This window comes from Solidesulfovibrio sp. (assembly GCF_029978005.1).
Lineage (GTDB): Bacteria > Desulfobacterota > Desulfovibrionia > Desulfovibrionales > Desulfovibrionaceae > Solidesulfovibrio.
This window is the reverse complement of the sequence record NZ_JARKOZ010000181.1, coordinates 1-24,559: the sequence shown is the minus strand read 5'-3', so window position 1 is coordinate 24,559 and position 24,559 is coordinate 1. Positions and strand designations below refer to the sequence as shown.

At 70.5% G+C, this 24,559-nt stretch carries 27 protein-coding genes and 1 pseudogene; 26 read left to right on the top strand and 2 right to left on the bottom strand.

Annotation, left to right across the window (positions count from 1 at the left end; translation table 11 throughout):
• Positions 1–84: 84 nt before the first annotated feature.
• The 26 genes from Q1K70_RS19450 (at position 85) to Q1K70_RS19325 (ending at position 23,893) form a co-directional block, all read left to right on the top strand.
• Positions 85–453: a zinc ribbon domain-containing protein gene (locus tag Q1K70_RS19450; protein ID WP_300163428.1), complete on the top strand. Its 369-nt coding sequence runs from the start codon at positions 85–87 to the stop codon at positions 451–453.
• Positions 454–529: 76 nt separating this feature from the next.
• Entirely contained in the window at positions 530–1,069 is a 540-nt protein-coding gene (locus tag Q1K70_RS19445; protein ID WP_300163426.1) for a hypothetical protein, read from the top strand.
• Between the two features lie 18 nt (positions 1,070–1,087).
• Positions 1,088–2,059, top strand: a complete 972-nt coding sequence (locus Q1K70_RS19440; RefSeq protein WP_300163424.1) for a phage major capsid protein — start codon at positions 1,088–1,090, stop codon at positions 2,057–2,059.
• 32 nt (positions 2,060–2,091) lie between these two features.
• Positions 2,092–2,811, top strand: a complete 720-nt coding sequence (locus tag Q1K70_RS19435) for a hypothetical protein (RefSeq protein WP_300163421.1) — start codon at positions 2,092–2,094, stop codon at positions 2,809–2,811.
• 30 nt (positions 2,812–2,841) lie between these two features.
• The gene (locus tag Q1K70_RS19430) at positions 2,842–3,555 is read left to right on the top strand and encodes a hypothetical protein (RefSeq protein ID WP_300163418.1); all 714 of its coding nucleotides are present in this window, start codon (positions 2,842–2,844) and stop codon (positions 3,553–3,555) included.
• A complete protein-coding gene (locus tag Q1K70_RS19425; RefSeq protein ID WP_300163416.1) occupies positions 3,552–4,460 on the top strand; it encodes a hypothetical protein in 909 nt (302 codons plus the stop codon). The genes Q1K70_RS19430 and Q1K70_RS19425 overlap by 4 nt, the downstream gene beginning before the upstream one ends.
• Positions 4,461–4,499: 39 nt before the next feature.
• Positions 4,500–4,958, top strand: coding sequence for a hypothetical protein (locus Q1K70_RS19420; RefSeq protein WP_300163413.1), 459 nt, complete (start codon positions 4,500–4,502; stop codon positions 4,956–4,958).
• A 93-nt stretch (positions 4,959–5,051) separates the two neighbouring features.
• Positions 5,052–5,606 carry a hypothetical protein gene (locus Q1K70_RS19415; RefSeq protein WP_300163410.1) on the top strand — a complete coding sequence of 185 codons (555 nt, stop codon included), beginning with the start codon at positions 5,052–5,054 and terminating at the stop codon, positions 5,604–5,606.
• 9 nt (positions 5,607–5,615) lie between these two features.
• Positions 5,616–6,281 carry a hypothetical protein gene (locus Q1K70_RS19410; protein WP_300163407.1) on the top strand — a complete coding sequence of 222 codons (666 nt, stop codon included), beginning with the start codon at positions 5,616–5,618 and terminating at the stop codon, positions 6,279–6,281.
• Positions 6,282–6,319: 38 nt separating this feature from the next.
• The gene (locus Q1K70_RS19405; protein ID WP_300163404.1) at positions 6,320–6,523 is read left to right on the top strand and encodes a hypothetical protein; all 204 of its coding nucleotides are present in this window, start codon (positions 6,320–6,322) and stop codon (positions 6,521–6,523) included.
• Positions 6,510–8,159: a transglutaminase domain-containing protein gene (locus tag Q1K70_RS19400; protein ID WP_300163401.1), complete on the top strand. Its 1,650-nt coding sequence runs from the start codon at positions 6,510–6,512 to the stop codon at positions 8,157–8,159. The genes Q1K70_RS19405 and Q1K70_RS19400 overlap by 14 nt, the downstream gene beginning before the upstream one ends.
• Complete coding sequence (locus tag Q1K70_RS19395) at positions 8,156–8,623, top strand: hypothetical protein (protein WP_300163398.1); 468 nt, start codon at positions 8,156–8,158, stop codon at positions 8,621–8,623. Before Q1K70_RS19400 ends, Q1K70_RS19395 begins: the two co-directional genes overlap by 4 nt.
• Complete coding sequence (locus Q1K70_RS19390) at positions 8,620–10,047, top strand: hypothetical protein (RefSeq protein WP_300163395.1); 1,428 nt, start codon at positions 8,620–8,622, stop codon at positions 10,045–10,047. Before Q1K70_RS19395 ends, Q1K70_RS19390 begins: the two co-directional genes overlap by 4 nt.
• Positions 10,044–11,963 (top strand): hypothetical protein, encoded by a 1,920-nt coding sequence (locus Q1K70_RS19385; RefSeq protein ID WP_300163393.1) that lies wholly within the window; start codon positions 10,044–10,046, stop codon positions 11,961–11,963. The genes Q1K70_RS19390 and Q1K70_RS19385 overlap by 4 nt, the downstream gene beginning before the upstream one ends.
• 27 nt (positions 11,964–11,990) lie before the next feature.
• Positions 11,991–12,410: a hypothetical protein gene (locus tag Q1K70_RS19380; RefSeq protein ID WP_300163391.1), complete on the top strand. Its 420-nt coding sequence runs from the start codon at positions 11,991–11,993 to the stop codon at positions 12,408–12,410.
• A 2-nt stretch (positions 12,411–12,412) separates the two neighbouring features.
• On the top strand, positions 12,413–12,913 hold the full coding sequence (locus Q1K70_RS19375; RefSeq protein ID WP_300163388.1) for a hypothetical protein: 501 nt from the start codon (positions 12,413–12,415) through the stop codon (positions 12,911–12,913).
• A 9-nt stretch (positions 12,914–12,922) separates the two neighbouring features.
• Complete coding sequence (locus Q1K70_RS19370; RefSeq protein WP_300163385.1) at positions 12,923–13,216, top strand: hypothetical protein; 294 nt, start codon at positions 12,923–12,925, stop codon at positions 13,214–13,216.
• A gap of 71 nt (positions 13,217–13,287) precedes the next feature.
• On the top strand, positions 13,288–14,847 hold the full coding sequence (locus tag Q1K70_RS19365; protein ID WP_300163382.1) for a hypothetical protein: 1,560 nt from the start codon (positions 13,288–13,290) through the stop codon (positions 14,845–14,847).
• A gap of 77 nt (positions 14,848–14,924) precedes the next feature.
• Positions 14,925–15,368, top strand: coding sequence for a hypothetical protein (locus Q1K70_RS19360; RefSeq protein WP_300163380.1), 444 nt, complete (start codon positions 14,925–14,927; stop codon positions 15,366–15,368).
• Between the two features lie 113 nt (positions 15,369–15,481).
• On the top strand, positions 15,482–16,681 hold the full coding sequence (locus tag Q1K70_RS19355; protein WP_300163377.1) for an HD domain-containing phosphohydrolase: 1,200 nt from the start codon (positions 15,482–15,484) through the stop codon (positions 16,679–16,681).
• An 81-nt stretch (positions 16,682–16,762) separates the two neighbouring features.
• A complete protein-coding gene (locus Q1K70_RS19350; RefSeq protein WP_300163374.1) occupies positions 16,763–17,572 on the top strand; it encodes a tetratricopeptide repeat protein in 810 nt (269 codons plus the stop codon).
• A 36-nt stretch (positions 17,573–17,608) separates the two neighbouring features.
• Positions 17,609–18,439 carry a hypothetical protein gene (locus Q1K70_RS19345; protein WP_300163371.1) on the top strand — a complete coding sequence of 277 codons (831 nt, stop codon included), beginning with the start codon at positions 17,609–17,611 and terminating at the stop codon, positions 18,437–18,439.
• Positions 18,436–20,085, top strand: a complete 1,650-nt coding sequence (locus Q1K70_RS19340; RefSeq protein ID WP_300163369.1) for a PAS domain-containing protein — start codon at positions 18,436–18,438, stop codon at positions 20,083–20,085. The genes Q1K70_RS19345 and Q1K70_RS19340 overlap by 4 nt, the downstream gene beginning before the upstream one ends.
• 33 nt (positions 20,086–20,118) lie before the next feature.
• Positions 20,119–21,330: an HD domain-containing phosphohydrolase gene (locus Q1K70_RS19335; RefSeq protein ID WP_300163367.1), complete on the top strand. Its 1,212-nt coding sequence runs from the start codon at positions 20,119–20,121 to the stop codon at positions 21,328–21,330.
• A gap of 19 nt (positions 21,331–21,349) precedes the next feature.
• Entirely contained in the window at positions 21,350–22,717 is a 1,368-nt protein-coding gene (locus Q1K70_RS19330) for a tetratricopeptide repeat protein (RefSeq protein WP_300163364.1), read from the top strand.
• Between the two features lie 12 nt (positions 22,718–22,729).
• Positions 22,730–23,893, top strand: coding sequence for an SPOR domain-containing protein (locus Q1K70_RS19325; RefSeq protein ID WP_300163361.1), 1,164 nt, complete (start codon positions 22,730–22,732; stop codon positions 23,891–23,893).
• A 71-nt stretch (positions 23,894–23,964) separates the two neighbouring features.
• Here the strand turns inward: Q1K70_RS19325 and Q1K70_RS19320 are convergent, their stop codons facing one another.
• On the bottom strand, positions 23,965–24,231 hold the full coding sequence (locus Q1K70_RS19320; RefSeq protein WP_300163358.1) for a DksA/TraR family C4-type zinc finger protein: 267 nt from the start codon (positions 24,229–24,231) through the stop codon (positions 23,965–23,967).
• Between the two features lie 105 nt (positions 24,232–24,336).
• Positions 24,337–24,559 (bottom strand): annotated as a pseudogene (locus tag Q1K70_RS19315) (hypothetical protein); the annotation flags it as partial.

The following is a 24,559-nucleotide window of genomic DNA, read 5'->3' as shown; positions in this document are numbered from 1 at the left end:
GCGCCCCCCCCCGCCCCCCCGCGGGGGGGCCACCCCCCCCCCGGACCCCCTGGAAGGGGGGAAAGGGTGGGGAGGAGGATGCGAATGCCTCTGTATGATTTCGAGTGTCGGGTGTGCGGGCGGGTGTTCGAGGCCATGGCGGCCATGGACGCGGCCGAGGGCGTGTGCGCCTGCGGCGGGACGGCGAAACGGCTCGTTTCCGTGGGCCGGGGCTTTCGCGCCGACGCCGACTGGCTGGAATCCGTCACGGACGTGGTGGAGAAGGATTCGCCCAAGCCCCATGTCCGCGCCTTCCTGGCCGAGCCCAGCCGGGCCAACTATTGCCGCTGGATGGCCGGCGAGGGCCTGCGTCCCCTCGAATCCGGCGAAGCCCGGCGCGCCCCCTCGCCCCGGGACGGCATCGCCCGGGAGGTGCTGGCCCGCTTCGCCGCCCGCCTGGGCGCGCCCGCCTGACCGTCGCCCTCACGGCCCGCCGCCGTCGGCCGGGCCTTGAGCATACCAACCGTCAACCCGAGACAAAGGGGAGGTCATGGAAGCCACTTGCGTCGCGCCGCCCGAAACGGCCCTGTCCGTCGATCCCGGCCTGTCCGCCGTGGAACCGTTTTTCGTGGAGCTCGAAAAGCGCCTGGACGCGTTGCTCGAATCCCGCCTCGACGCACTGGAGGCCAGGCGTCGCGAGGATGAGCGCCAGGCGCTCCTGGACCGCTTCGCGGCCGGGCATCCGGATTTCCGGACCCTGGCCGCCGACGGCTCCCTGGAAGCGCAGAAACGGGCCAACGGCCTGCTCGACGACGTGGGCGCGTATTTCGCCCACCACCTGGAAGCCGAGCGCCGCTCCCGGGACGACGCCCTGGACGCGGCCCGCCAGGAAGCTGCCACGGCGGCCGAGGCCCGCGCCCTGGAACGCCTGCGCGCCAAGGGCCTGGCCCGCACCCTGAGCGTCGCCCCGGCCGGAGCCGGACGGGGACAGGGCGTCGATCCCGATCTGGCCGCGCCCGAGAAGTTCGGCGGCGTCCACGCCGTGCTGGCCGCCCGCCTGGCCGCCCGCCGCCGCTGCGCCGGCGACTAACCCCAAGGAGGAGTCCGCATGTCCCTTTCGACGACCGAGATCGAGTCCATCACCAGCGACTATTTCGCCGCCGCCGGCGGCAAGGCCGTGGACATCTACTTCCGCAACTCCTTCCTGCTGGATCTGCTCATGAACCGTCAGGCCGGGCTCTTCGAGCGCCCCGGCGGCGGCGAGAAGATCCGCGTGCCGCTCAACTACTCCGACGCCGAGGGCGGCTTCTTCACCCGTGCGGACACCCTGTCGAGCGACGACCGGGTCACGGTCAACGCCGCCGCTTTCCATTGGAAGCACGCCTACGGCAACGCCACGGTCTACCTGACCGACGAGGTGGCCGCCGCCGGGGACTACGCCGCCGTGCAGTTCGTCACCCAGAAGATCGAGACCGCCCAGCGCACCTGCGCCAGTTGGCTGGCCTCCACCCTCTATTCCGCCGCCGGCGACGAGGCCCCGACGCTCACGGGCCTGCGCGCCCTGACCAGCCCCGACGCCGACAAGCCCTACGGCGGCATCGCCGAGAACGACCTCGTGGCCGCCGACGGGACCAAGCCCTGGCAGGGCGTGACCGTCTCCGACGCCGCGACCGTGAGCCTCGAGGCCCTCCAGGAGCTGCGCAGCGCCGCCAAGGTCTCCGACGGCCGCGACGGCAAGCCCAACGTCGCCGTGACCACCGAGTCCCTCTACAACAAGGTCTCGCGCATCCTCGAAGTGCAACAGCGCTTCGTCACCGACGACGGCGTGGCCAGCGCCGGGTTCACCCACCTGGTCTACGAAGGCATGGTCGTGGCCGCCGACGATTACTGCCCGGCCGGGCACCTCTTCGCCCTCAACACCAACTACCTGGGCTTCGCCGTGCACCAGAACGGCTTCTTCGCCCGCCAGCCCTGGATCGACCTGGCCGGCCCGGCCGGGCGCTCCATGAAGATCCTCTGGCACGGCAACCTCATCTGCTCCAACCGCCGCGCCCACGCCTGCCGCGCCAACCTGTCCTGATCCCGCCGCAACCCCGACCTCCGGAGGAACCCATGGCCCAGCCCATGAAACTGAGTTTCACCCAGGATGTGTCCGAAACCTCGCCGGCCAAGCGCGAAACCCTCGGGGCGCTTCGCATCACCGCCGACGGACGCAAGTTCCGCTACGCCAAGGCCGGTTCGGCCGCCCTGACGGCCGGAGCCCTCGGCCTGGCCCCGGCCGCCGTGGCCGCCCATCAGAACCTGGCCGCCACTCCGGCCGCCGTGGGCGACCGGGTGCTGTCCCTGACCGTCGGCCAGGCGGCCGTGGCCGAAAACGCCTATGAGGACGGCTACCTGCAGGTGGCCGACGCCGACGGCAAGGGCCGGCAGTGCCGCATCCTCTCCAACACGGCCTGCGCCGCCGACGGCACGGTGGTGCTGACCCTGGCCGAGCCCCTTCGCGCCGCCCTGACCGCCGATTCCAAGCTGTCGCTCGTGCCCTCGCCCTGGGCCGGGGTCGCGGCCTCGGCCACGGAGGAGAATCTGCCGGCCGGCGTTTCCCCCTGCGACGTGCCGGCCGGGCACTACTTCTTCGCCCAGACCGGCGGGGTGGCCTGCTGCCTGGCCTCGGGCACGGCCCCGGTCGGCAGCATGCTCGTGCCCGGGGCCGCGGCCGGGAGCCTGGCCGCCATGAACGCCACCCTGGACACCGACCAGCCCGTGGCCGGCGTGGCCTTCGCCGCCGCCTTCACCAGCGGCCATTGCCAGCCCTGCTTCCTGACCCTGGATTAACTGCGTCAATCGACAGCGAGGAGGTCTCTCATGGCCGAGGCTCGACTCTACCTGCCCCGGGCGGCGGCCGAAGGGAGGCGCGTCGCCTGTCCCGACGCCCTGGGCGCGCTCGTGGCCGAGGTGGCGGAGATCGTGGGCGATCCGGCGGTGGGCGAGCAGGAGATCGTGCGCGCCCTGGGGCGGGGACTTCTGGCCGCCGCCGCCGCCGCGCGCCTGCCGGACCTGGCCGCCGAGGCCCGGCTTCCCTTCGGACCGGGGCAGGAGCAAGCCGCGCTGCCGGCGGACCTCCAGCACGGACCCGTGGACGCCTTCCTCCTCCCCGGGCGCGGCCGGATCAGGATGCTGTCCAATCCGGCCGCGTTGCGGCGGGCGGCGCGTCTCCCGGGGCGCGGTCCGGCGCGCCTGGCCGCCGCCGGAGGCGGACGGCTGCACGTGTGGCCCGTGCCCCGGGCGGCCGTGGAGGTCGCCGTAAGCTACTTCCGCTTGCCGGACCCGTTGGCCGGCTGGGCGGACAAGCCGGCCTGCCTGCCGCCCCACCTGGCCGGGAGGCTGCTCGTCTCCTTCGCCTGCCGGGAGGTGTTCGAACGCTTGGAAGAAGGCGCGGACGGCAGGAAGTCCCAGACCACGGCCTACGGCGCGCGCTGGCAGGCCGCCCTGGACGAGCTCGTCGGACTTTGCGGCCCGGCCACGCTCCAGGACGCGCCCGTGGACGTACCGCTTTGCACCGGGGAGGACTGGTCGTGAGCCGGGAGTGCCGCCTGACGCGCTGTCTGGGCCTTGGCGCTTCGGCCTCGCCGCTGGGCCTGGCCTGCGATCCGGCCAAGGGGACCTATGCCCTGGCCGAGGCGGTCAACGTGGATGTGGTGGACGGCCGGTTGCGGCGGCGTCCGGGCTTCGCGCGGCTGGGGGAGGGGGGCTACGCGTCCCTTTTCTCCCACGACGGCCGCCTCTACGGCGCACGGGACGGCGCGATCCTCGAGATCCCGGCCCAGGGCGAGCCGCGCGTCCTGCGCGGGGGCCTCACCCCGGGAGCGGACGTGGCCTTTCTCGGCGTCGGCCGGGACGTCTGCTTCGCCAACGGCTTCGAAACGGGCCGCATCCGCGACGGCGCAGCCGGTCCCTGGGACGGGGGGGCCTATCCCGGCCCCGACCGCCACGGGCGCTACGTCGCCCCGCCGGCGGGGCATCTGCTCGCCTTCTTCGCCGGGCGCGTCTGGATCGCCGACGGGGGGCTCGTGCGCTTTACCGAAGGGGCGGGGCTCCACGATTGGGTCGATTCCCTGGCCGGCTACCTGCCGCCGGCCACGGGGCGGGTGCGCCTGCTGCGGGCCGTGGCCGGGGGGCTTTACATCGGCGACGACGCCGGCGTGACCTTCGCCGCCGGGACCGACCCCGCCGCCATGACCTTCGCGCGGGCAAGCCCCGTGCCGCCGCTGCCCGGCAGCGACGTGACCCTGGCCGCCGGCCGCCACGACGCCGTGGCCGGGCGGGAGCTCTCCGGCGACGCCGCCCTCTGGGCCGGCCGCGACGGCCTGTACCTGGGCCTGCCCGCGGGCCGGGTCTCGCGCCTCGCCGCCGCTTCCGTCCCGGCCGTGCCGGCCCGGGCCGTGGCCGGGCGCAACCGCTACCTGCTCTTCCTGCATGCCTAGGCAGTCCCGCCGCAACCTCAAGCCACAAGGAGCGCCAGCATGGCTCTGCGTCTTTCCACCGGTCTTCGCAACAAGCTGCTCGGCAGCGAAGGGTTCAAGACCATCATGCGAAATGGCATGATCCGCATCTTCCCCGGCGTGCAGCCGTCCGGCGCCGACGACGCCGAGGGCGCGACCCCGCTTCTGGAGATCACGCTTTCCTCCGGGGGCTTCAGCCCCGGCACCTCCACCAACGGCCTCAACTTCGCCGACCCGGCCAGCGGCGCCTGCGCCAAGTCCTCTTCCGAGGTCTGGTCCGGCGTGGCGACGACGACCGGCACCGCCGGCTGGTTCCGGTTCTACGCCAACGACCGAACCACCGGCGCGGACACGGCCAACGCCCGATTCGACGGCTCGGTCTCCACCTCCGGCGCGCAGCTCAACATGAGCAGCACCGCCATCACCGCCGGGGCCACCACCACCATCGACAGCTTCACCGTGACCATGCCGGCTTCCTAGCGCGGAAACGTCCGGTTGCGGCGCGGAGCCGGGGCGGGACGTCCCGGCTCCGTCGGGAAAAACGCCAAAAGGCGCGAATTCGGGGGAAAGGCCATGTCCGAGATCTATCCGCAAACCATGCACTGCCGCTTCGAGGGGTTTCCGGCCCGGGTGCGGGCGGTATGCGGCCGGGCTTTTTCCGAGGCCAGGGCCACGCCCTATTCCTTCGGCAGCCGGGTGACTCTGTCGCAAACACCGTTAAGCGGCGTCCTGCAGGGAACCCTCGTGCCCGGCGCGGTCCTGCCCGCCCTGGAGACCATCTACTCCGACACCGGAGACGACGAGGCCTTCGACCTCAAGGTGTCCCATTACGGCTACGGCCGGTTCTATCTGCCGACGGCCGAGGCCGGCCGCTACGCCCTGGCCGTGATCAAGGGCGTGCGGGTCGAGGCCCTGGGCATCCGGCGGTCGTTCGAGACCGTGGATGTCTGGGACACCCTGGTCGCGGCCGACGCCGACCTGGAGGCGGCGACCCGCGCCGTCCTCGTCCAGGACGCCGACGCCTGGGACCGCACGAGCGTGACCTGGTTCGTGGGCGACATGCCTTCCGGGGGCCTCGTGGTCACGGGTCGGATGCAGCTTGGCGGTGTGGCCGCCCTGGCGATCTAAGGAGCCATCATGCGCACCCTTGCCATCTACAGCGAGACGCAGGGCGGGATCGCCGCCGTCGTGCCCGATCCCTACGATCCCCGGTTCTATCGCGACCTGCTGCTCTCCCGCGGTTTCGACGACGTGCCGGGCTGCGTCGGGGCCGACGCCGACCGCATCTGTCGCACCAGGGCTCAGGTCTTCTATTCCACCCTGGGCTTGGCCATGGCCGACGAGGTGCAGAACTTCATGATCGGCAACGGCGACCTCTACAACGGCTGCTGGGCGCCGAACCCGAAAAACGCCGTGCCGGAATACGTGGGTCTGCGTTTCGACGCGCCGGTGCTGGTCACCGGGTTCCAGTTCTCGTCCACGGCCTCCATTTCCGATTCCTGCCCCATGAAGGCCGCGCCCTGCGGCCATCCCACGAGCTTTGCCCTGGAAGGCTCCAACGACGAGGCGCAGTGGACGACGCTGCTTTCCATGACGCGCTACGGCGGCATGCGCGTGACCTTCACCAGCCCCTACGCCGACGAGGACTGCTCCTGGTGGGACGACGGCGTCTACCTTTCGGATCGCATGGACATCGCCGATCCCCGGTACTTTCTGGCCTACCGCATGGTCGTCTCGGCGTTTCGGCCCGACATCCACGGCAACTACAACGTAGCGGAACTCGTGTTTTACGGGGCGTTCTAGCCCGCACGGCTTTCGCGGCAAAGGCACAGGTGACGTCCATGGCAAAGCGAACCGAGGCCGATCGGCGCGACGTGCCGCCCCTGGTCAGGCCCGAGACCCTGGCCGTAGCGGCCGCGTTCGGGGACGGGGAGGGCGCGGCCGCCCGCGACCGGGCCAATCCCTTCGCCGGCACGCGCTGCGTCTGCGTCGAGCACGGCCAGGCGCGCGGGGTGATCGTCGGGAGGTCCCATGCCCGCCCTTGAGGACTACCTCTATTCGGTCGAGGCGCTGGCCGAGGAGGCGCTCACTGGCCAAGCGCTTTGCGCCCTGCGCGTCGAGGCTTCGGGCGGCGGCACCTGCGGCGTGAGCGCGCCGGGCGAAGGCCTGCCGCTGCCCGTGCCGGTCGTCGCCGCACAGGGGGACTGGCTTCCCCTGGGCGCGTGCGCCCTGCCCGTGCCGGGCGCGGCCGGGGTGACCCCGGGTTGGCGCTATAACCAGGGTGCGGTCGGATTCCTCCTGCCCACCGCCTCTGGCCAGGCCGGTCCGGCCATCCTGGTGGCCCTGGCCGCCACGCCGCTTTTCGCCCTGGCCGCCACGGGCGCGAAAGGGGCGGCGAACTTGCCCGGCGCGGTCGTCGCGGCGGCAAGCGAAAACGCACGCCATGGCGACGCCGACCTGACCCTGGGGCGGCTGGTCGCCCGGGCCTTTGCCTGCGCCCTGGACAGCCCGGTCGCCAACGCCCCGGGATCGGCGGCGGTGACGGCCCTGCTCGGCCGGGGAGATCCGGAACTGGCCGATGCGGCCGCGCTCCTGGCCGGCGGCGCCACGGGCCACGACGCCACGGCCGCGGCGCTTCTGGCCGGCGTGGCCGGGGCCGTGCGCTACGCGGACGAGGCCGACGGCGAGGACGTCTGGAACTGCGCCCTGGCCACCTACTTTTCGGGCAGCGGCGACTGCGAGGACGGGGCGATCCTGCTCCACGCCCTGCTGCTGGCCGCCGGACTGCCCGCCGACCGCCTGGTCACGGCCTTTGGCCGGGTCGGCCTGGACAGGGCCGGCCATGCCTGGGTGGCCTATAGGCGCGAAAGCGACGGGCTGTGGACGGTCCTCGACTGGACCCTGGGCGCGGGCCAGGGGGCGGTCGCCGGCCTGCCGGTCCTCGGCGAGGCGGCCTATTACGCCCTGGTCGATTACGCCCTGACCGCCGACGCCTTTTTCATCGTACGCCAGCGGGCGGCGGACTTCTTCGCCCGGGCCCTGGCCGAGTCCGTGGTTTTGCCGGCCCTGGACCTTGCCGGCGAGGCCGCGTCCGGGGGGCGCGGCGCGGCGGCCGTCGCCTCGGGATTCGTCCGCTGCGCCGCCGCCTGCGGCGCTCGGGCGGAGTGCCGGGCCGTTTCGCTCGCGGCCTCGGGCAGCGCCGGATCGGCCTGGGCCGGGGCGAACCTTGGGGCCGTGGCCGTCAGGGGCTTGGCCGGCGCGTTGGCTTGGCCGGAGCTTTCCCCGGCCCAGGCGCTGGCCGTGGCCGGCGGCGGGGGAGGGGGCGCGGCGCGCCTGCCGTCCGCGCGCGCGGCGGCCAAGGCCCGACAGCTTTCGGCCGCTTTCGGCCGGGCGCGCCTGTCCCGTCTGCGGGAGAGGGGAAGCGGCCTGGCCGGGAGCCTGGGGCTTGGCGGTTGTCGCCTCCCAGCCCCGGCCGCGCGGCTGCGCGCCCTGGCCGGGCCGCTGGCTGCGGGCGAGGCCGCGCCGCCCCTGCCGGGCTGCCTGGCCCTGGGCGGGCCGTTGCCCTGGGCCGAGGCCGATTTCTTCGTCGTCCCGCTCGGGGCGATGGCCCAGGGCAGCGCCCCGGGCCAGGAACTCGACGCCGCCATTTTCGACCACGCCGCCGGGGAGGAATGGGCATGACGAACATGGGCTTTTCCCTGGAACTGGAAAGCGGCGCGCTGACCGGCCATGCCGGCCTGCCTTCCCTGGCCGCCTGCGTCCACGACGGCGCGATCCTGCTCGCCGACGCGGACGGCCTGTACCGCGTGGGCGGCGACGACGACGCCGGCGCGGCCATCGTCGCCCGCCTGGCTCTGCCGGCCACGGACTGCGGCCTGCCCGGCCTCAAGCGCCTGACGGCCGTGGTCGTGGAGGGCGTGGTCGGGGGCGAACTCGCCGTGGCGGCCCAAAGCGGGGCCGGCGACGTCCTGTGCGGCCGGCTCGGCCCGGTGGGGGAGGGGGAGCTTCCGGGGCGCGGCGCGGCCCGGCTCGGCCGGGGCCATGCCGACGCCTGGCGGGTGGCCCTGGAAAGCGAGGACGGCGCGGCCCTGGACATCGGGGCCGTGGCCCTCGTGGTCACGCCCCTTGACCGGAGGCTGCCGTGAACGCGGATTTCCGGCCGACGCCCAGGCTGCGCTTCGTGGGCGGCCCGGACGAGGGCGACAGGCTCATGGCCCTGCGCGGCCTGGCCTTTCGGGAGCTCGAGGCCATGCGCCGGGAGAACCGCCTCGATCTGCCGGTCTATTCCCGGACGCTGCGCCTGGACGGCGGCGAGACCGTCGCGTGCCGCCGCATCGGCGACCTCGACGAGGTGGAGATCGCGGCCCCGGCCCGGCGGCGGACCGCGTCGCGCCCGCGTCCGCTGCCCGTGGCGCGCCCACGTCAGGCGGGCTCCTTTTTCGCCATCCCGGACTGCCTGGCCCGCTACGAGGGCTACGACGGCCTGGAAAACGCCGTTCCCGACGGGGATCTCGCCGGCTGGAGCCTGGGGCTCGGCAACGACGTCGTGGTCGTCTCCCCGGCCGAGGCCGGTCTGCCCGAGCCCGAGGGCCTGCCGCAAGCCGGCCTGGAGCGGCGGCGCGGCGTGTTCGTGCTGCCGGGCGGCGCGGCCTCGGGACTGCTCTACGGGCGCGACCACATTCCCGACGACGCGCCCTTTTCCGTGAGCTGCCTGGTGCGGCTGCGCGAAACCCTGGCCTACGACTACACCTACGACGACCGGGACGTCGCCAACCCCTTTCGCGTCTACCTGCTGCGAAGCGCGGACGGCTCGGACTACGTCTGGGATTGCCCGGGCTCCATTTCGCCGCTGCTGGGGTTTTGCTCGCCGCACCTGCACCCGGACTGGTCGGCCGAGGTCACCTATCCCTGGGCTCCCTGGAACGCGGACTACGCCGCCAATACGGAAAGGCTGCTCGGCGTGAAACGGGTGGAGACGGCCTGCGACGGTGCGCCGCGGCTGGTCGGCGAGGCCTGCCGCGACGCGCGCGGGGTGGACTATCCCCACCCCTTCGGCTTCGTCCTCGGCATGCAGGCGGCCGGCCTGTTCGTCTACAACGGCGACCGGCTCCTCGGCGCGCGTCTGTCCAACTTCGAGAGCCAGTTCGGCTACGCCCCGGCCATGAGCGACCGCCTGGCGCTCGGCGTGTGGCACCACGTGGTCCTGACCCATGCCGCAAGCGGGCTGGTGCGGCTTTACGTTGCCGCCGCCGACGCGGCCGAGGCCGTGCTTTACGAGGGCGACCAGCCCCTTTGCGCTTTGGACGCGGCCTGCGCCTACCAGGCCAGCGGGGTCAACGCCTGGACCCTGCGAAACGGCGCGACCGGCACGGCCATCGGGGCCTACCGCATGAACCCGGTCATGGACGTCTGCCTGCCGCGCTTTTTCCATTACGCCCTGTCCCCGGCCCAGGCCTATCTGCTGCAACTCGAGGCCCTGACGGGGCTTTTCGTGGCCGATGACCACGAGGCGGCCCAGGCCGCCGCCCTGGGGCTCACCCCCATCACCATCCCCAAGGAGGCGTCATGAGCGATTCCACCGGCGCGGCCGGCATCGTCCGCAACAAGTTCGACACGGCGCAAAACTACGCCAGCGACGCCTGGTACTCGGCCATCGCCTTTCTGGATCGCCTGGGCGGCGTGGCCAAGCTGACCTATCCTGCCGTGGACCTGCCGGAGCTGCCCGGCGCGCCGGAATACCCCGGCGTGCCCGACGTGCCGGTCCTTGCCGGCGTGTCGCTGGGCGACGTGGCCGCGCCGGCCGCGCCCGGGCTTGCCGCCGTGGCTCTGGACGGGCTGTCGGTGCCGGAATTTTCCGTCGCGCCGCCCGAGCTGATCCTGCCCGGGGAGCCGGACCTGGTCTGGCCCGAGGTCCCGGGCGACGCGCCCTCCCTGCCGGACGTCGAAACCCCGGCCGACCCGGCCATCGTCCTGCCCGATCCGCCGGTCTTCGACCCAGTGGCCATACCCGAGCTGCCCGGCCCCATCACCCCGACCTTCGAGGGCGAGCGGCCGCCTCTGCCCGAGCTCGTCGCCCCGGGCAACCTCTTCGTCCTGCCGCGCGAGGCGGCCTACGATTCCTCCCTGCGCCAGGCCCTGTCCGCGCGCCTGGAAGGCGAGGTGCGCGCCGGCGGGGCGGGCTTCGGCCCGGAACTGGAGCAGGGGCTGTGGGAGCGGGCGAAAAACCGCCTGGAGGACGAACTGGCGACGCGGCTCAAGGAGCTTTCCGACGGCTTCGCCGCCCGGGGCACGGCTGCCCTGTCCGGCCCCCTGGCCGACGCCCTGCGCCGGGCCTATGCCGAGCATGCCGAGAAGGCCGCTGCCGGCAACCTGGACATCCTGGTCCGCCAAGCCGACATGGCGGCGCAAAACGGCCGGGCCGCCGTCGCCGACGCCCTGGCCCTGGAAGCGCAGGGCATCGAGCTTTTCAACCAGGCGGCCTCGCGTGCCTTCGAGGGGGCCAGGGCCCTGGCCCAGTACGGCTACGAGGCGCTTCACGCCAAGGTGGCCGTGCACAACGCCCAACTCGCCCGCTATCAGGCCGACGCGGCCGTGTTCGAGGCCCGCATCCGGGCGGCCCTGGCCGACCTGGAGGCCTACAAGGCCCGGCTCGACGGGGCGCGGCTCTCCGGCGAGGCCCAAAAGCGCGCCGCCGACCTGTACCTGGCCGAGCTTTCCGGCGCGACCACCCTCGTCGCTCTCTACAAGGCCCGCATGGAGGGCGCGGCGGCCAAGGCCGCCCTCAGTCGCGACCGCATCAGCGCCTACGAGGCACAGGTGCAGGCCTACGTGGCCACGGTCAACGCCAATACCGCCCGCTACAACGCCCAGGCCGCGGCCATGGCCGGCCAGGAGGCCAAGGCCCGGGTCTACGCCGAACAGGTGCGCGCCTACGGCGAGCGGGTGGCCGCGGCCAAGGCCGTGGCCGAGACGCGGCTGGCCGTCTCCGGCGAGGAGAACCGGGTGAAGCTCGAGGCCTACAAGGCCGACGTGGCCCGCTACGAGGCCGAGCTGGCCGGGGCCAGGGCCGCGGCCGAGGTGCTGCAAAAGGACAAGGAGCTGTCCCTTCGCGCCTACGAGGCCGGGCTCGCCGCCCGGCGCGACCAGGCCGAGCTGCGCTCCAAGGACCATGCCGCCCAGGTGGACGCCTACCTCAAGGCGGCCGAGGTCTCCATCAAGGAGGCCGACATGCTCCTCCAGAACTCCCTGGGCGAGCTGCGCCTGGAGGCGGAGAAGATCCGCTCCGGTGCCCAGGTCTCGTCCCAGATGGCGGCCAGCGCCCTCAGCTCCGTCAACGCCTCGGCCCAGATCGGCTACAGCGAGTCCATCGGCCAGCGCACCAACACCACGACGACCGAATCCACCCAGCGCTCCGTCAGCGAAACCACCTCCAAGTCCAACGGATTCCGGGAAAGCTACAACCACAATTACAACTACAAAGTCTAACCCCACCCCGATATCGCAGGAGGTTCCATGGCCAACCGCATCTACGCATCCTTCAAGCAGGGCCTTGGCCAGGGGCTTTTCGCCCTGGACGGCGACACCCTCAAATGCGCCCTGCTCACGAGCGCCTACGTCCCGGACGCCGGGCACGCCGTGTTCACCGACGTGGCCCCGGCCGAGGCCTCGGGCGCGGGTTACGCGGCCGGCGGCGCGGCCCTTTCCGGGGTGACCTGGGGCGTGTCCGGCGATGCGGCCGTGCTGGACGCGGCCGATCCCTCCTGGCCCGGAGCCACGCTGACGGCCCGCTACGCCGTGGTCTACGCCGCCAAGACGGCCGGAGGCAGGACGAATCCCCTGCTGTGCCTGCTCGATTTCGGCCAGGACATGGGCGTGACCGGCGGGACGTTCTCGGTGGTCTTCGACGCGGCCGGCGTCCTGGTCCTGGAGTAGCCGTGGCCACGCCATGGGTGGATGCGGCCGTGGCCTGGACCGACGGGGCGTCGGGGTTCGCGGCCGATGCTGTGGCCGCGCCCGTGGCGGTCTGCCGGGTCGGGCTTGCCGCCGGCGAGGCGACGGGGATGGCCGGGGTCGGCTGCGCGGCGGCCGTGGCCGTGGCCGGGACCCTGCCTGTGGCCGTGGCGGTCATGGCCCGCGCCCCTTGTTCCCGGGCGGCGTGCGTCGCGACCGCGCAGGGGCGGGGGATGCCCCGGGCGGTCGCGACGGTGCCCCATGCCCTGGCGCGGGGGGAGGCTTTCCCGACCCATGCCGTCGGTTTGGTCGCGGCCCGGCCGGCCCCGGCCGGGCTGACCCTGGCCGCACCCGAGTGTCTGGCCGGCACGGGCGTCCGGGAGGTGGCCCGGTTGTCCTCGCCCATTGCGACGCGTCTGGCGCTGCGCAGCCCCATTCGCCCGGCCGTTGCCCTTTCGTCGTTCGTCGAGATCGAACAAACCTGAGGGGGAGCCATGCAGAGCGTTTACCAAGGCGACACCGGGGTCGAGCTCCTGGTGGACTGCGGCCGGGACATCGCCGGCGCGTCGGCCCCGGCCCTGCTCGTGCGCGTGCCTTCGGGCGCGGTGCGCGCCTTTGCCGGGAGCCTGGTCGAGGCCGACGGCGTCACGCGCCATATCCGCTACGTCACCCGGGCCGGCGACCTGGCCGAGGCCGGCGTCTACCGCGTCCAGGCCTCGCTGACGCTTGGCGGCTGGTCCGGAGTCGGCCGCACGGCGATGTTTGCGGTGCGCGCCCGGTTCTCCTGACGGCTCCGGCCGCGAAACGGTATCTTTTTCCTGACAGTCACGACCCTTATGGAACCCTCGGAGGGAGCCTCATGAATGCCAGTTTCCTCGGCACGAACGCTTTCGCCGTCGGCGGCGACAGGACGGACGCCCTGCAACCCGGGGTGCGTGTCCTGGCCGACTGCGGCGCGGACGGCGCGCGCTACGCCACGGTGTCCGCCGCCTCTTTTGACGCCGGCGCGGACCGGACCACGGCGACCCTGGCCATGGACGCGGACGGGCTCACGGCCAATCTCGCCGCCGTGCTCCACGGCAACGACGTTCCGGCCTCGCTGCCCAACCACGGCCACGCCGGCCCGGCCGACGGCGGCGCGGTGGCCCACGGCGCGCTTTCCGGCGTCGGGACCCACAGCCATGCCGCCATCGACGCCTTCATGGCCGGCAAGGGCGTGGCCTTTGGCCTGGCCACGTTGGACGCGAACACGCTGGTGGTCCAGAACCCGGCCAACGCCACGGCGACGCCCGGCGGGACCAGGATCGTCGTTTCCGATCCGTCCGGCACGGTCGATTCCTGGGTCTCCGACGCGACGACGAGCGTCAAAGGCAAGGTGCAGCTTGCCACGGCGACGGAAACCGTCGCCGGCTCCCTCGCCGCCAAGGCCGTCACTCCGGCCGGATTGGCCGCATCGGCCAAGGGGCTTCTCTCGGCCAATACGACCATATACGTGGCCACGACGGGCAGCGACGCGACAGGCGACGGCTCGTCGTCCGCGCCGTTCGCGTCCATCGCGCAAGCGCTGGCCAGCATCAAAAACAAATTGATCGCCTCGGGCGTGACGATGACGATACAAGTGGCGGACGGGACGTACTCGGTTTCGAGCACGATAAATATTGACCACCCGGACGCAGATAAAATCCAGATTCGGGGCAACACGGCGGCCGAAACGAAGGTAGCTCTGTCGGCTATAGACGCAACGGCCAGGACCATAACCGTCGCCGGAAATTACTTCTCCAACGCCGACGCCCCGAAGAACATCGCGGTTGGCGATGTCATCGGCTTGACCGGTTCCAGCACGAGCGAGCTCAATGGGGCATATGTCGTTTCGGGCGTTAGTTATGACGGGGCGAATACGATAATCACGTGCTCGTCAGAAACGTTCACATCGAGCGCTGTTGGTGGTGGAAATATAATAATAAAACCATCAAATAGAGTTGTACTGAATGTGTCTGGCGGCGTGAATGGGTTCACCGTAAATAGATGTGTTAAGAATATAACTGGTATTACATTAAGAAGCGGTGGAGGCTCGAGCTTTGGCGTCTATTTTCCTGTTATGGCTTACGGGAATGTTTCCTCCGTGATTTTTTATAATTGGTATGCCGGCATAGACGCCATGCAATCGGCGTGTGTTATTTTTGACACGATAGCTGTCAAGTCATGTAAGTATGGAGTGTATTCACAGTATAGATCGACAGTCCTTAGGGCGTATGGGACTGTATGCATATTCGATAGTTGCTCATACGCTTCTATTATGGCAAATAACGCCTCTTTTGTGCTGTATGACCCATCAAATACCATTTTTAGATCAAGCGCCAGCATCTCTCCGGCTGTTGGACAAATTGGAAACAACAATTCAATGGTAGCCCAAGGGTAGGTGGTGGCATGAAAATATGTATAAATGGATTATGCCGTATCGTCTCAACCCACTCAGACTCCCAAGACCTCGCCGGCTTGTATCCCGGCTGCCTCATCCTCACCGTCCCGGACGGCACGCCCGTGGAGATCGGGCAGGAGTGGGAGGTCGATCTGGGCGCTGCCCGGGCTTCCGCCTGCGCGGCCATCGACGCCATGGCCGAAACGTTGCGCCAGACGGTGCTCACGCCCGGGGCCGGCCAGATCGCCGCCTACCAGGCCAAGGAGGCGCAGGCCACGGCATTGCTCCAGGACTCCACGCCCACGCAAGGGGAGTATCCCGACATCTTCAACGAGATCGGCGTCACGGCGGACAGCGCGGCCGAGGTGGCGGCGGCGGTGCTGGCCGCCGCCGAGAAGTGGCGGGAGTTCGGCCGCAAGGTCGAACGCGCCCGGCTGGCCGGCAAGAGGGCGGTGGCGGGAGCTGCCGATGCCGCCGGCATCGTGGCGGCGCGCGACGGCCTGGCCTGGCCGCGGGCGTGACGGCCGCCGGCGCGGGAAGTCCCGGCGCGTCGCCTTGAAAAAGCGCTCCGCTTGGCCTAGGAAAAGGGAGAAGGGCCGGTTCTCGAAAGAAGTGCAGGCGGCCCGGGAGGGCTATGGACAAGCCGCGCGTCATGTTCGTGGACGACGACCAGGAGATCCTGGCCTCGTATGCGCGCGCCTTCCGCAAACGCTACGACGTGGAGGTCGCGGCCGGACCCCGGGTCGGCCTGGACATGCTGGAGGCGGGGCTGGACGTGGCCGTGGTCGTCTCGGACCTGCGCATGCCGGGCATGGACGGCGTGGAGTTCCTCGGCCGGGTCAGGGAACTGCGTCCGGACGCCGTGCGCATCATCCTCACGGGATTCGCCGACATCGCCGTGGCCATGGCCGCGGTCAACAAGAGCAAGGTCTTCAGCTTCCTGACGAAGCCCTGCCCCGAGGAGGACCTGGAGGAGGCGCTGTCCGCCGGGTTGCGCCAGTACCAGTTGCAGGCGGCCGAAAAGGAGCTCCTGCGCGGCACGGTGCGCGGCACCATCAAGCTCCTGACCAACCTGCTCGAAATGGTGAGCCCCGAGGCCTTCGGCAAATGCTCGCGAGTCAAGCGCCTGGCCCTGGATGTCGGAGCCTATCTCGGCGTGGAGGACATCTGGCGGCTGGAGCTCGCCGCCATGCTCTCCCAGATCGGCTGCGCCGGCATGCCGGCCGACATCCTGCGCCGCGCCTACCGGGGCGAACCCCTGCCCGGGGACAAGGCCTACGAGTTCGCCATGCATCCCAGGGTCGCGGCGGACCTCGTCGCCAACATCCCCAGGCTTCGGGAAGTGGCCGAGATCATCGCCTACCAGGAGAAGCGCTACGACGGCGGCGGCCTGCCCCCGGATCCCCTCAAGGGGGAGCGCATTCCCATCGGCGCGCGCATCCTCAAGGTCGCGCTCGATTTCGACACCCTGGAAGCCATGTACCGCCACAAGCGCCAGTCGGAAAACGCCGTGGCCGAAAGCCTCGAGCGCATGCGCGGCCGGGACGGCTGGTACGACCCCGACGTGCTCGGCGCCCTGGAATCCCTGGCCACCATGCCCGACGGCTACGAGCCCCGGCTGGTCTCCGGGGAAGACCTCGTGGCCGGCATGCTTCTCGACCAGGACGTGTCGGACCTCAAGGGGGAACTGGTCTTCAGCCGGGGGCTCGAACTCAACACCCTCTCCATCCGCCGGCTGCACGACCTCGGGACCCTGTCCGGGAAGAAGGCCCGCTGGCGGGTGCTGGTGCCGCCGGCCGACAAGCTGGCCTTCGCCAAGATACTGGACGGATGACGCGACCTCCCTGGGCGCTTGCCGCCGGACTGGCGCGGATCGCCGGCAGGGACGCCGGGAAACTTTAATCAGGCGCGGATCATGGATATTTCTCCCGTCCACGGGCACGATGCCGCCAAAGCGAGCGGCGAACCTTTCAAGGGGGTTTTTTCCACCCAGAGCCTGGGCGTCATCGGGTTCGGCACGACCAAGCGCAAGGTCAAGCAGAACGTCTTCGTGTTCGCCGAGGAGCAGGCAGACGGGCGCTTCATCCTGCGCAACCTCAACAAGCATTTCATCCCCTCGGGCAAGGCCAGGCTCGTGACCAAGGACGAACTGCTCGGGAGCTACCTGCCGGAGCCGGACCTGTACCTCAACAAGGTCGTCCCCATGATGCGCCAGGTCCGGGAGACCGTGGACGTGGCCGACGGGCATCGCAGCCAGGGCGAGCACATGTCCGCCGAGTTCGAGTACAAAAACGCCCTGCGCGTGGACGAGGAGCACATCCGCGCCACCTTCGGCCTGGGTCTGACCTACCTCGATCGGGGAGAGCTCGACAACGCCAACCTGGTATGCCGGCGCATCATCACCCTGGAGGCGGCCTTCGGCGAGGAGCACAAACACCTTTTCAACGAATTCGGCATCAAGATGCGCAAGCACGGGATGTACTCCCAGGCCCTGCGCTACTATTTCAAGGCCTACCGCCTGACGAGGAACGACGAACACTTGCTCTACAACATCGCCAGGACGTATTACGAGAAGGACAAGCCCAGGCTGGCCAGGAAGTTCCTGGACATGGCCCTGGGCCTCAATCCCGATTTCGCCGAGGCGTCCGGGCTTATGCGCGTCATAGAGAAGAAGCTGGAACAGGCGGACCCCGACGTGTCCCTGCGCAGCCGCCTGGTACGATGACAAGCCGGCCCGTCCGGTCCGACAAGGGGTGGGAGGATGAGCTTTCTTGGGCGATTTCTGGTGGAACAGGGGGCCGTCACCGAAGAGCAGCTCGAGGACGGCCTGCGTTTCCAGCGTGAGCACAACCGACGCATCGGCGAGGTGGCCATGGACAGGGGGGTGCTCACGCCCGAGCAGGTCATGGCCGTGCGCGAAAAACAACGCCACGACCCGGGGCTTTTCGGCGACATCGCCGTGCGCCAGCGCAGGCTGTCCCGCCGCGAGCTCGACGAACTGCTCTTCCTGCAGAAGGTCCAGCATACCTACCTCGGCGAAGCGCTGCTCCTGCGCGGGCACATCACCCGCGAACAGTACCAGGCGCTCATGGACCGCCATTACGCCATGCGTGAACAGGGCCGCGTGAATCTGCGCTACATCCAGGATTTTTTCGCCGACAACAAGGTGGCCGAGGCGCTTTTCGCCGCCACGGCCAGGGCGGTGAGGCGCTTCGCCGACCTGCCCCTGGAACCGGCGGCCATCGGCGTCCCCGGCGCCTGGCGCGACTACCCGGAAAACGCGGTCCTGTCCGGCCGCGTGCCCGACGGACACCTCCTCGAGGCCGGCCTCGGGTTTTCTCCCCCCCTGGCCGAACGCCTGGCCCGGGGACTCGAGGTCCTGCCCGAGGAGAACGAGCCGGCCGACGTCTTCGACACGGTGCTGCGCTACGGCGACGACATGCTGCGCGACGCCTCCCTGCGCCTGACCGACGCCCGGGTCGACAGGGACCGCCCCTTTGCGCGCCCCGACGCGGACTGCCTGTTCCTGCGCGGGCTGGTTCCGGCCGGCGAGGCCTTTCTGGCCGTGTGGCTGGAGGAAGGATCACGGTGAGCCGCGCCCGTTCCCGCAAGACGCCGTCCGCTGCGGCGGCTGGTGCCCTGGCGCCCTATTTTCACGCCTTTTTCGAAGCGGTGGACGTCGGCGCCTGCTTCCTGGACGCTTCGGGCCGCCTGCTGGCGGTCAACGAGGCCATGCGCCGGCTGCTCGTGCCCAGGGAATTCGCGGTCGGCGAGCCCTGCGACGCCTTGGCGGCCGACGTGGACGGATTGTGCGGGCGTTGTCCGGCCCAGGAGGTCCTGGCTTCCGGAGAACGAACGTCCCAGGTGGTGGCGGTGCCCGCGCCCGATGGCGGGGAACGCCAGCTCGAGGTGGTGTGCCATCCGCTGCGCGACGCCTCGGGCGCGATCATCGGCCTGGCCGAGACCGTGCGCGACGTGACCCGGCGTCAGGCCGTCGAGCGCGAGATGGCCATGGTCGCCCGGGACATCGAGATGCTCCTCGGCTCCATCCGTTCCATCCTCGTGAGCCTGGACGGCGAGGACCGCATCAGGCGGTTCAACGCCAGCGCCGAAGCCGTGTTCGGGCTTGCCGCCGCGGACGTGACCGGCCGCGATTTCTTCGACGTCGGCATCGACTGGGAAGAGGATTGCGTGCGGGAGGCCATGGCCGAGAGTCGGCGAACGCTGCGGCCCGTGCGCGTGGACGAGGTGCGCTGCTTCATCCCCGGCGGCGACGAGCGACTGCTCGGCCTGACCGTCAATCCCGTGCCCGTGCCCCAGGGCCCCCCCGGCGTGCTGCTCCTCGGCCAGGACCTCTCGGAGATCAAGGCCCGGGAGCTCAAGGCCCTGCACGAGCGGCGCATGCAGGCCATGGGGCAGCTGGCCTCGGGAATCGCCCACGAGATCAACACTCCCATCCAGTACGTGAGCTACAACGCGGGCTTTCTCGACGAGGCCTTCGGCGAGATGCTGACCCTTGCCGCCGCCTACGGAAAACTCGCCGACGCGGCTGCCGCCGTGGCCGGGGAGGGAGACGCCCGCGCCGCCCTGGCCGCCTCGCTTGGCCGGGTGCGGGAGCTGGAGGCGGAGACCGACCTCCCCTATCTGCGCCAGGAAGTGCCCACGGCCATCGCCAACACCCGCAAAGGCATCCGGCAGGTGACCGAAATCGTCGGAGCCATGCGGCAGATGTCCCACCCTGGCACGGGCGAGGCGCTGTTCTTCGACATCAACGCCCAGATCCGCGACATCGTCACCATCACCAGGAACGCCTGGAAACACGTGGCCGAGGTGGAATTTGACCTCGCCCCCGACCTGCCTTTGGTGTACGGTCAGCCGCATGAGGTGTCGCAGGTGCTGCTCAACGTGGTCCTCAACGCCGCCCAGGCCCTGGAGGAACAGGCGCAACGGGAGCCGTGGCGACGCGGCCGCATCGCCATTGCTTCATCGCTCGTCGCGGGAAGCGTGACGGTGACCGTGGCCGACAACGGACCGGGCGTCGATCCGGCCCACGCCGGGCGCATCTTCGATCCGTTCTTCACCACCAAGCCGGCGGGAAAGGGCACGGGCCAGGGGTTGGCCATCAGCCACGCCATCATGGCCCGCCACGGCGGGACCATCGAGTGCGGCAGCCGGCCGGGCGAGGGTGCGCGTTTCTTCATCCGCTTCCCCACCGAGGGAGGCGCGCAAAAGGCTTGATACGTCGTATTGTTGGACAGAGGTTGCGGACGCATGGGCGTAAAGCACAAAATACTGTTTGTGGATGACGACGCGGAACTGGTGGCGGCGTTTCGCCGCAAGCTGCGGCGCAAGTACGCCGTGGACACGGCCGTCGGCCCCTTGCGGGCCCTGGAGGCGGTGACCGAGGGCGGCCCCTACGCGGTGGTCGTGAGCGATCTGCGCATGCCGGGCCTCGACGGGCTGGAATTCTTCGGCCGGCTGCGCCAGGTCTGCCCGGACACCGCGCGCGTGATGCTCACCGGCTACGCCGACCTGGCCACGGCCACGGAGGCCGTCAACGTGGGCCAGGTTTTCCGGTTCCTGTCCAAACCCTGCCCTGAGGAGGTCCTGGACGAGGCCCTGGCCGCCGGTGTGGCCCACTACCAGCAGGCCACGGCCGAACGGGATTTCCTCAAGGGGGCGCTTCGCGGCATCATCAAGCTCCTCACGGACCTGCTCGCCCTGCAAAACGCCGAAGCCATGGGCCGCGCCGCCCGGGTCCGCAAGCTGGTGACGGACATGGCCCGCTGCCTGGAAGCCCCGGACGTGTGGCGCATCGAGCTTGCGGTCACCCTGTCCCAGCTCGGGGCCGTGGTCATGCCCGAGTCCATGTTCGTCGCCCTGCGGGCCGAGGGGGCCCTCTCCGGGGACAGGGCGGCGCTTTTCGCCCGGCATCCCGGCATCGGCGCGGACCTGCTCGCCAACATTCCGAAACTGCACGAGGTGGCGGACATCATCCGCCATCAGGAGCGGGCCTTCGCCGGCGACGGCGACGGGCCGCGCGGCGCGGCCATCCCCCTGGGCGCGCGTCTGCTCAAGGCGGCGCTGGATTACGATCGGCTGCTCACCTCGGGCGTCGGCCGCGACGAGGCCCTGGCCGCCATGGCCGGCCGCGACGGGGTCTACGACCCCAAGGCGCTGGAGCTGCTCGGCATGCTGGCCGGCTCGCGCGAGGGCTATCTGCGGGCCGAGGCCACGCTTTCGACCTTGACGACGGGCATGATCCTGGAACAGGACATTTGCCTTGGCACGGGCGAGAAGGCGGCCGTGGCCGGGCAGGTGGTGGATGCGGGGCTGGTGGAGCGCCTGCGCGGTCTTGGCGTGTGCTGCCCCGAGCCGCTCAAGGTGTTGGCCCCCACGAACGAGGAACCCGGGCTCGGTTTCGTCGATCCCGAACTGCTGGCGCTGTTGCGCCGGGTGCGCGGCGCGGCGGGCGGCGCGTAACGAGAGCGTTGGCGGAATAATGTCCAATATCGCGAAGATCAAGGCCGAGCAGACGGCCAAGAAATACGAGCGCATCGTGCTCGACTATTTCGGCGATGGGGGGATGGCCGCGGCGGCCACGGACGACGAGAGCTTCTCCCGTCTGGTGAAGTTCACCCTGGGCGGGCTGCGGCTGGACGCCAAGGCCGTTTTTCGGGAAACCGCCGGCTACGACGAGCTGGTGGCCTTCGCCAACAAGGCCGTGGGGCGCATGACCGCGCCGCTGCTCCTTTTCGTCGAGCGTCGCCTGCACAAGGCCGCCTGCATCAAGCCCGTCAAGGTGCTCAAGACCTTCTACGGCGACCGGGTGCGCGTCATCGTCATCGGCACCGAGATGTCCCGGGACGAGCTCATCCTCAATCACGAGATCGGGGCCGACAGCTGCATCACCAAGCCCATTTCGGCCAATGCCCTCATTGAAAAGATCGCTTTCGCCGTCAAGCCCAACAACCAGCTCGGCGTGCTTCTGGACCGGGCGGCGGAGCTCATCGCCTCCGGCGACCTGGACCAGGCCGAACGGATCGCGGCCAAGGCCTTCGAAATCAAGCCCGACAGCCTCAAATGCCACCTGCTCATGGGCGACGCATCGCTCAAGCGCGGCGACTACGAGGCGGCGGAAAAGCACTACGTGGCCGCGGCCAGGGCCGAGAAGCTCTACATCGAGCCGCTCAAAAAGCTCGTGGAGCTGTGCCGCGAGTCCGGGGACAGCGACAAGCGCCTGGCCTACCTGAGCCGCCTGGACACGCTCTCGCCGCTCAACTTCGAGCGCAAGGTGGAGATCGGCGGCCTGCACCTGGCCAAGGGCGACACGGACAAGGCCAAGGACTATTTCGAGGAGGCCCGTCGCGTGGTCACGCGGGTGGCCTCGGACATGGTCAGCGATTCGCTCATGCAGATCGCCCGGGCCATCGGCGAAAAGGACCAGGACATGGCCCTGCGCTTCGTCACCGAGGCCATCGAGGCCAAGGGCTCGTCGCTCGGCCAGGCCGACCTGTGGATGTTCAACGACCGGGGCATTCTCCTGCGCCGCCAGGGCCTGTGGCAGCAGGCCGTGGACAACTATCGCAAAGCCCTGGAAATCGCCCCGGGCGACGCCGGCCTTTTCTACAACATCGGCGTGGCCTACGCCGAAGGCCGGCAGTACGACACCGCCGTGGACCATTTCGAGAAAGCCCTGGCCGCGGACCCCAATTTGGCCCGCCAGGCTCCGTCCGTCGGCTACAACATCGCCACCGCCTACCATCGCTGCCGCAACCTGGCCGAGGCTCGGAAGTTCCTGCGGATCTCCCTGGAGATCGATCCCGGCTACGAAGCGGCCCGGCGCATGCTGGAACACCTGGCCGAGTGACGCCTTTGCCCCATGTTCGTGTGCCCGCCCGTGCGCCGCGTCGTCGCGGCCTGCCTGATCCTGGCCGTCCTGGCCGTCGCCGCGCCGCTTGCCGCCGCCCCGCCCGCGACCGAAGGCGTTTTCGACGCCTGCGGCGGGCTGGCCGTGGAGCCCGGTCCGGGCGAACCGTGGCCGGGGGGGAAGGCCGTGCGGCCGGGGACGGAGCTCTCGCCGGCGGACAAGGGCCTGGGCTGTCGGTTCGTGCCGCCGGGCAAGCCCGGCGCGGGGCCGGCGATCTTCGAGGCGCGCCTGACGCGGCCGTCCCTGGCCGGCGGCGCGCCGGCCGTGGACCGTTGGCACGTGCCGACCCGGCCCGGCGAGCCGGCCGGCGTGACCTACGCCTTTTTCCCGCCCGGCGCGGCCGCGCCCGGGGAATGGCTCCTGGAGCTCTACGACGGCGACGCCCTCGTCGCCTCCCGGACGTTCGTCATGCCGGACGCCTCGGCTTCCCGGCCGGCCGTGCCCGCCGCCGCCCCGGTCGCCGCTCCTGTCGAGTCCGGCCCGTTGCCGGCCCCGGAACTGATGGTCGTGGCCGAGGCCGCCTCCCCGACCGTGAGCGATGCCCCGGCCGGCGAAGCGAAGCCCGCCGTCCCTGCATCGGCGGCCGCTGTGCCTGTCGCCCCCGACGCGCCGGTTTCTCCGGCCGTCCCGCCTGTCGCTGCCGCGCCTGCCTCCGCTGTCCCCGTCGTAACCGCCGCCCCGTCTGCCGCCGTCGTCCCGTCGACCGTCCCGGCCACGCCGGCCGCTTCGCCCGCGCCTGCGGCCAAAGCCGCCGTCTCCCCGCCCAAGGCCCCGGGCGGCGTCCCGGCCAAACCCGCCGCCCCGGCCCTGCCGGAACCGGCGGCCAAGGGAAAGGCCAGGGAAGGGAACAAGGGGTTCGTGGCGCTCCAGACCGGGCTTTTCGCCGATCCGCGAAACGCCGAGGGGCAGGCGGCAAGGCTGCGCGCCAGGGGAATCCCGGCCTGTCTGGCCGAGGAAGGCAAGGGAAAGACGCTGCGCTATCGCGTGCTGGCCGGACGCTTCGGCGATCGTCGGGCGGCCGCGGCCTCCGTGCCCGAGGTGCGCGCGGCCATCGGCGCGTCGCCGCTGGTCTTCGAGGTCGCGCCGGGCCTGGCCGCCGGCCTGCGCTGCCGCTGAGGGCGGGCTGCCGGCACGCTTGTTTGCCTGAATTTCCGGGAGGTCGACAAGGCCGCGCCCAAGCGCGCAGGTCAGCGCAACTGGCTGTCCTTGTTGCCCCGACGGTTGTAGGGGCTGGACACGGCCTGGTCCTTTTCGCGTTCCCGCTGGCAGGTCACGCACAGGCGCACGCCGGGCAGGGCCTTGCGCCGCGCCGTGGGTATCTCCTCCCCGCACTCTTCGCACACGGACAGGCTTTCGCCCGTCGGCAACAGGCTTCGCGCCCGGGCCACCTCGTCCTCGATGGAATGGGCGATCTGCTCCTGCACCGCGCCGTCGCCGGCCCAGCCGTTGGCCATGGGGCTCCCTCCTTGCCCATGCGCCGCGCGCATCGGGCGGGTTCCCGCAAGAGGTAACGAGGGGTTTTCGCCTGTCAAGCCGCCGCAACGCCCGGCGGTCGAGATTTACTTGTGGAAGCGGGCCAGCAGCTTGTTGAGCTCGTAGAGCAGGGTGGTCAGGCGCACCAGATAGCTTTCGTAGAGCTGTTGCACGTCCACGGACGCGGACAGCTCCATCTCCTGGTTGCGGGCGGTCAGGAAGTAGACCATGTTGTTGAGGAAGGTGATGATGTTCTTGCAGCGGTTGTAGAGGTAGGTGTTGAGTTCCTGGTCCTCGTAGTTGCCGTGC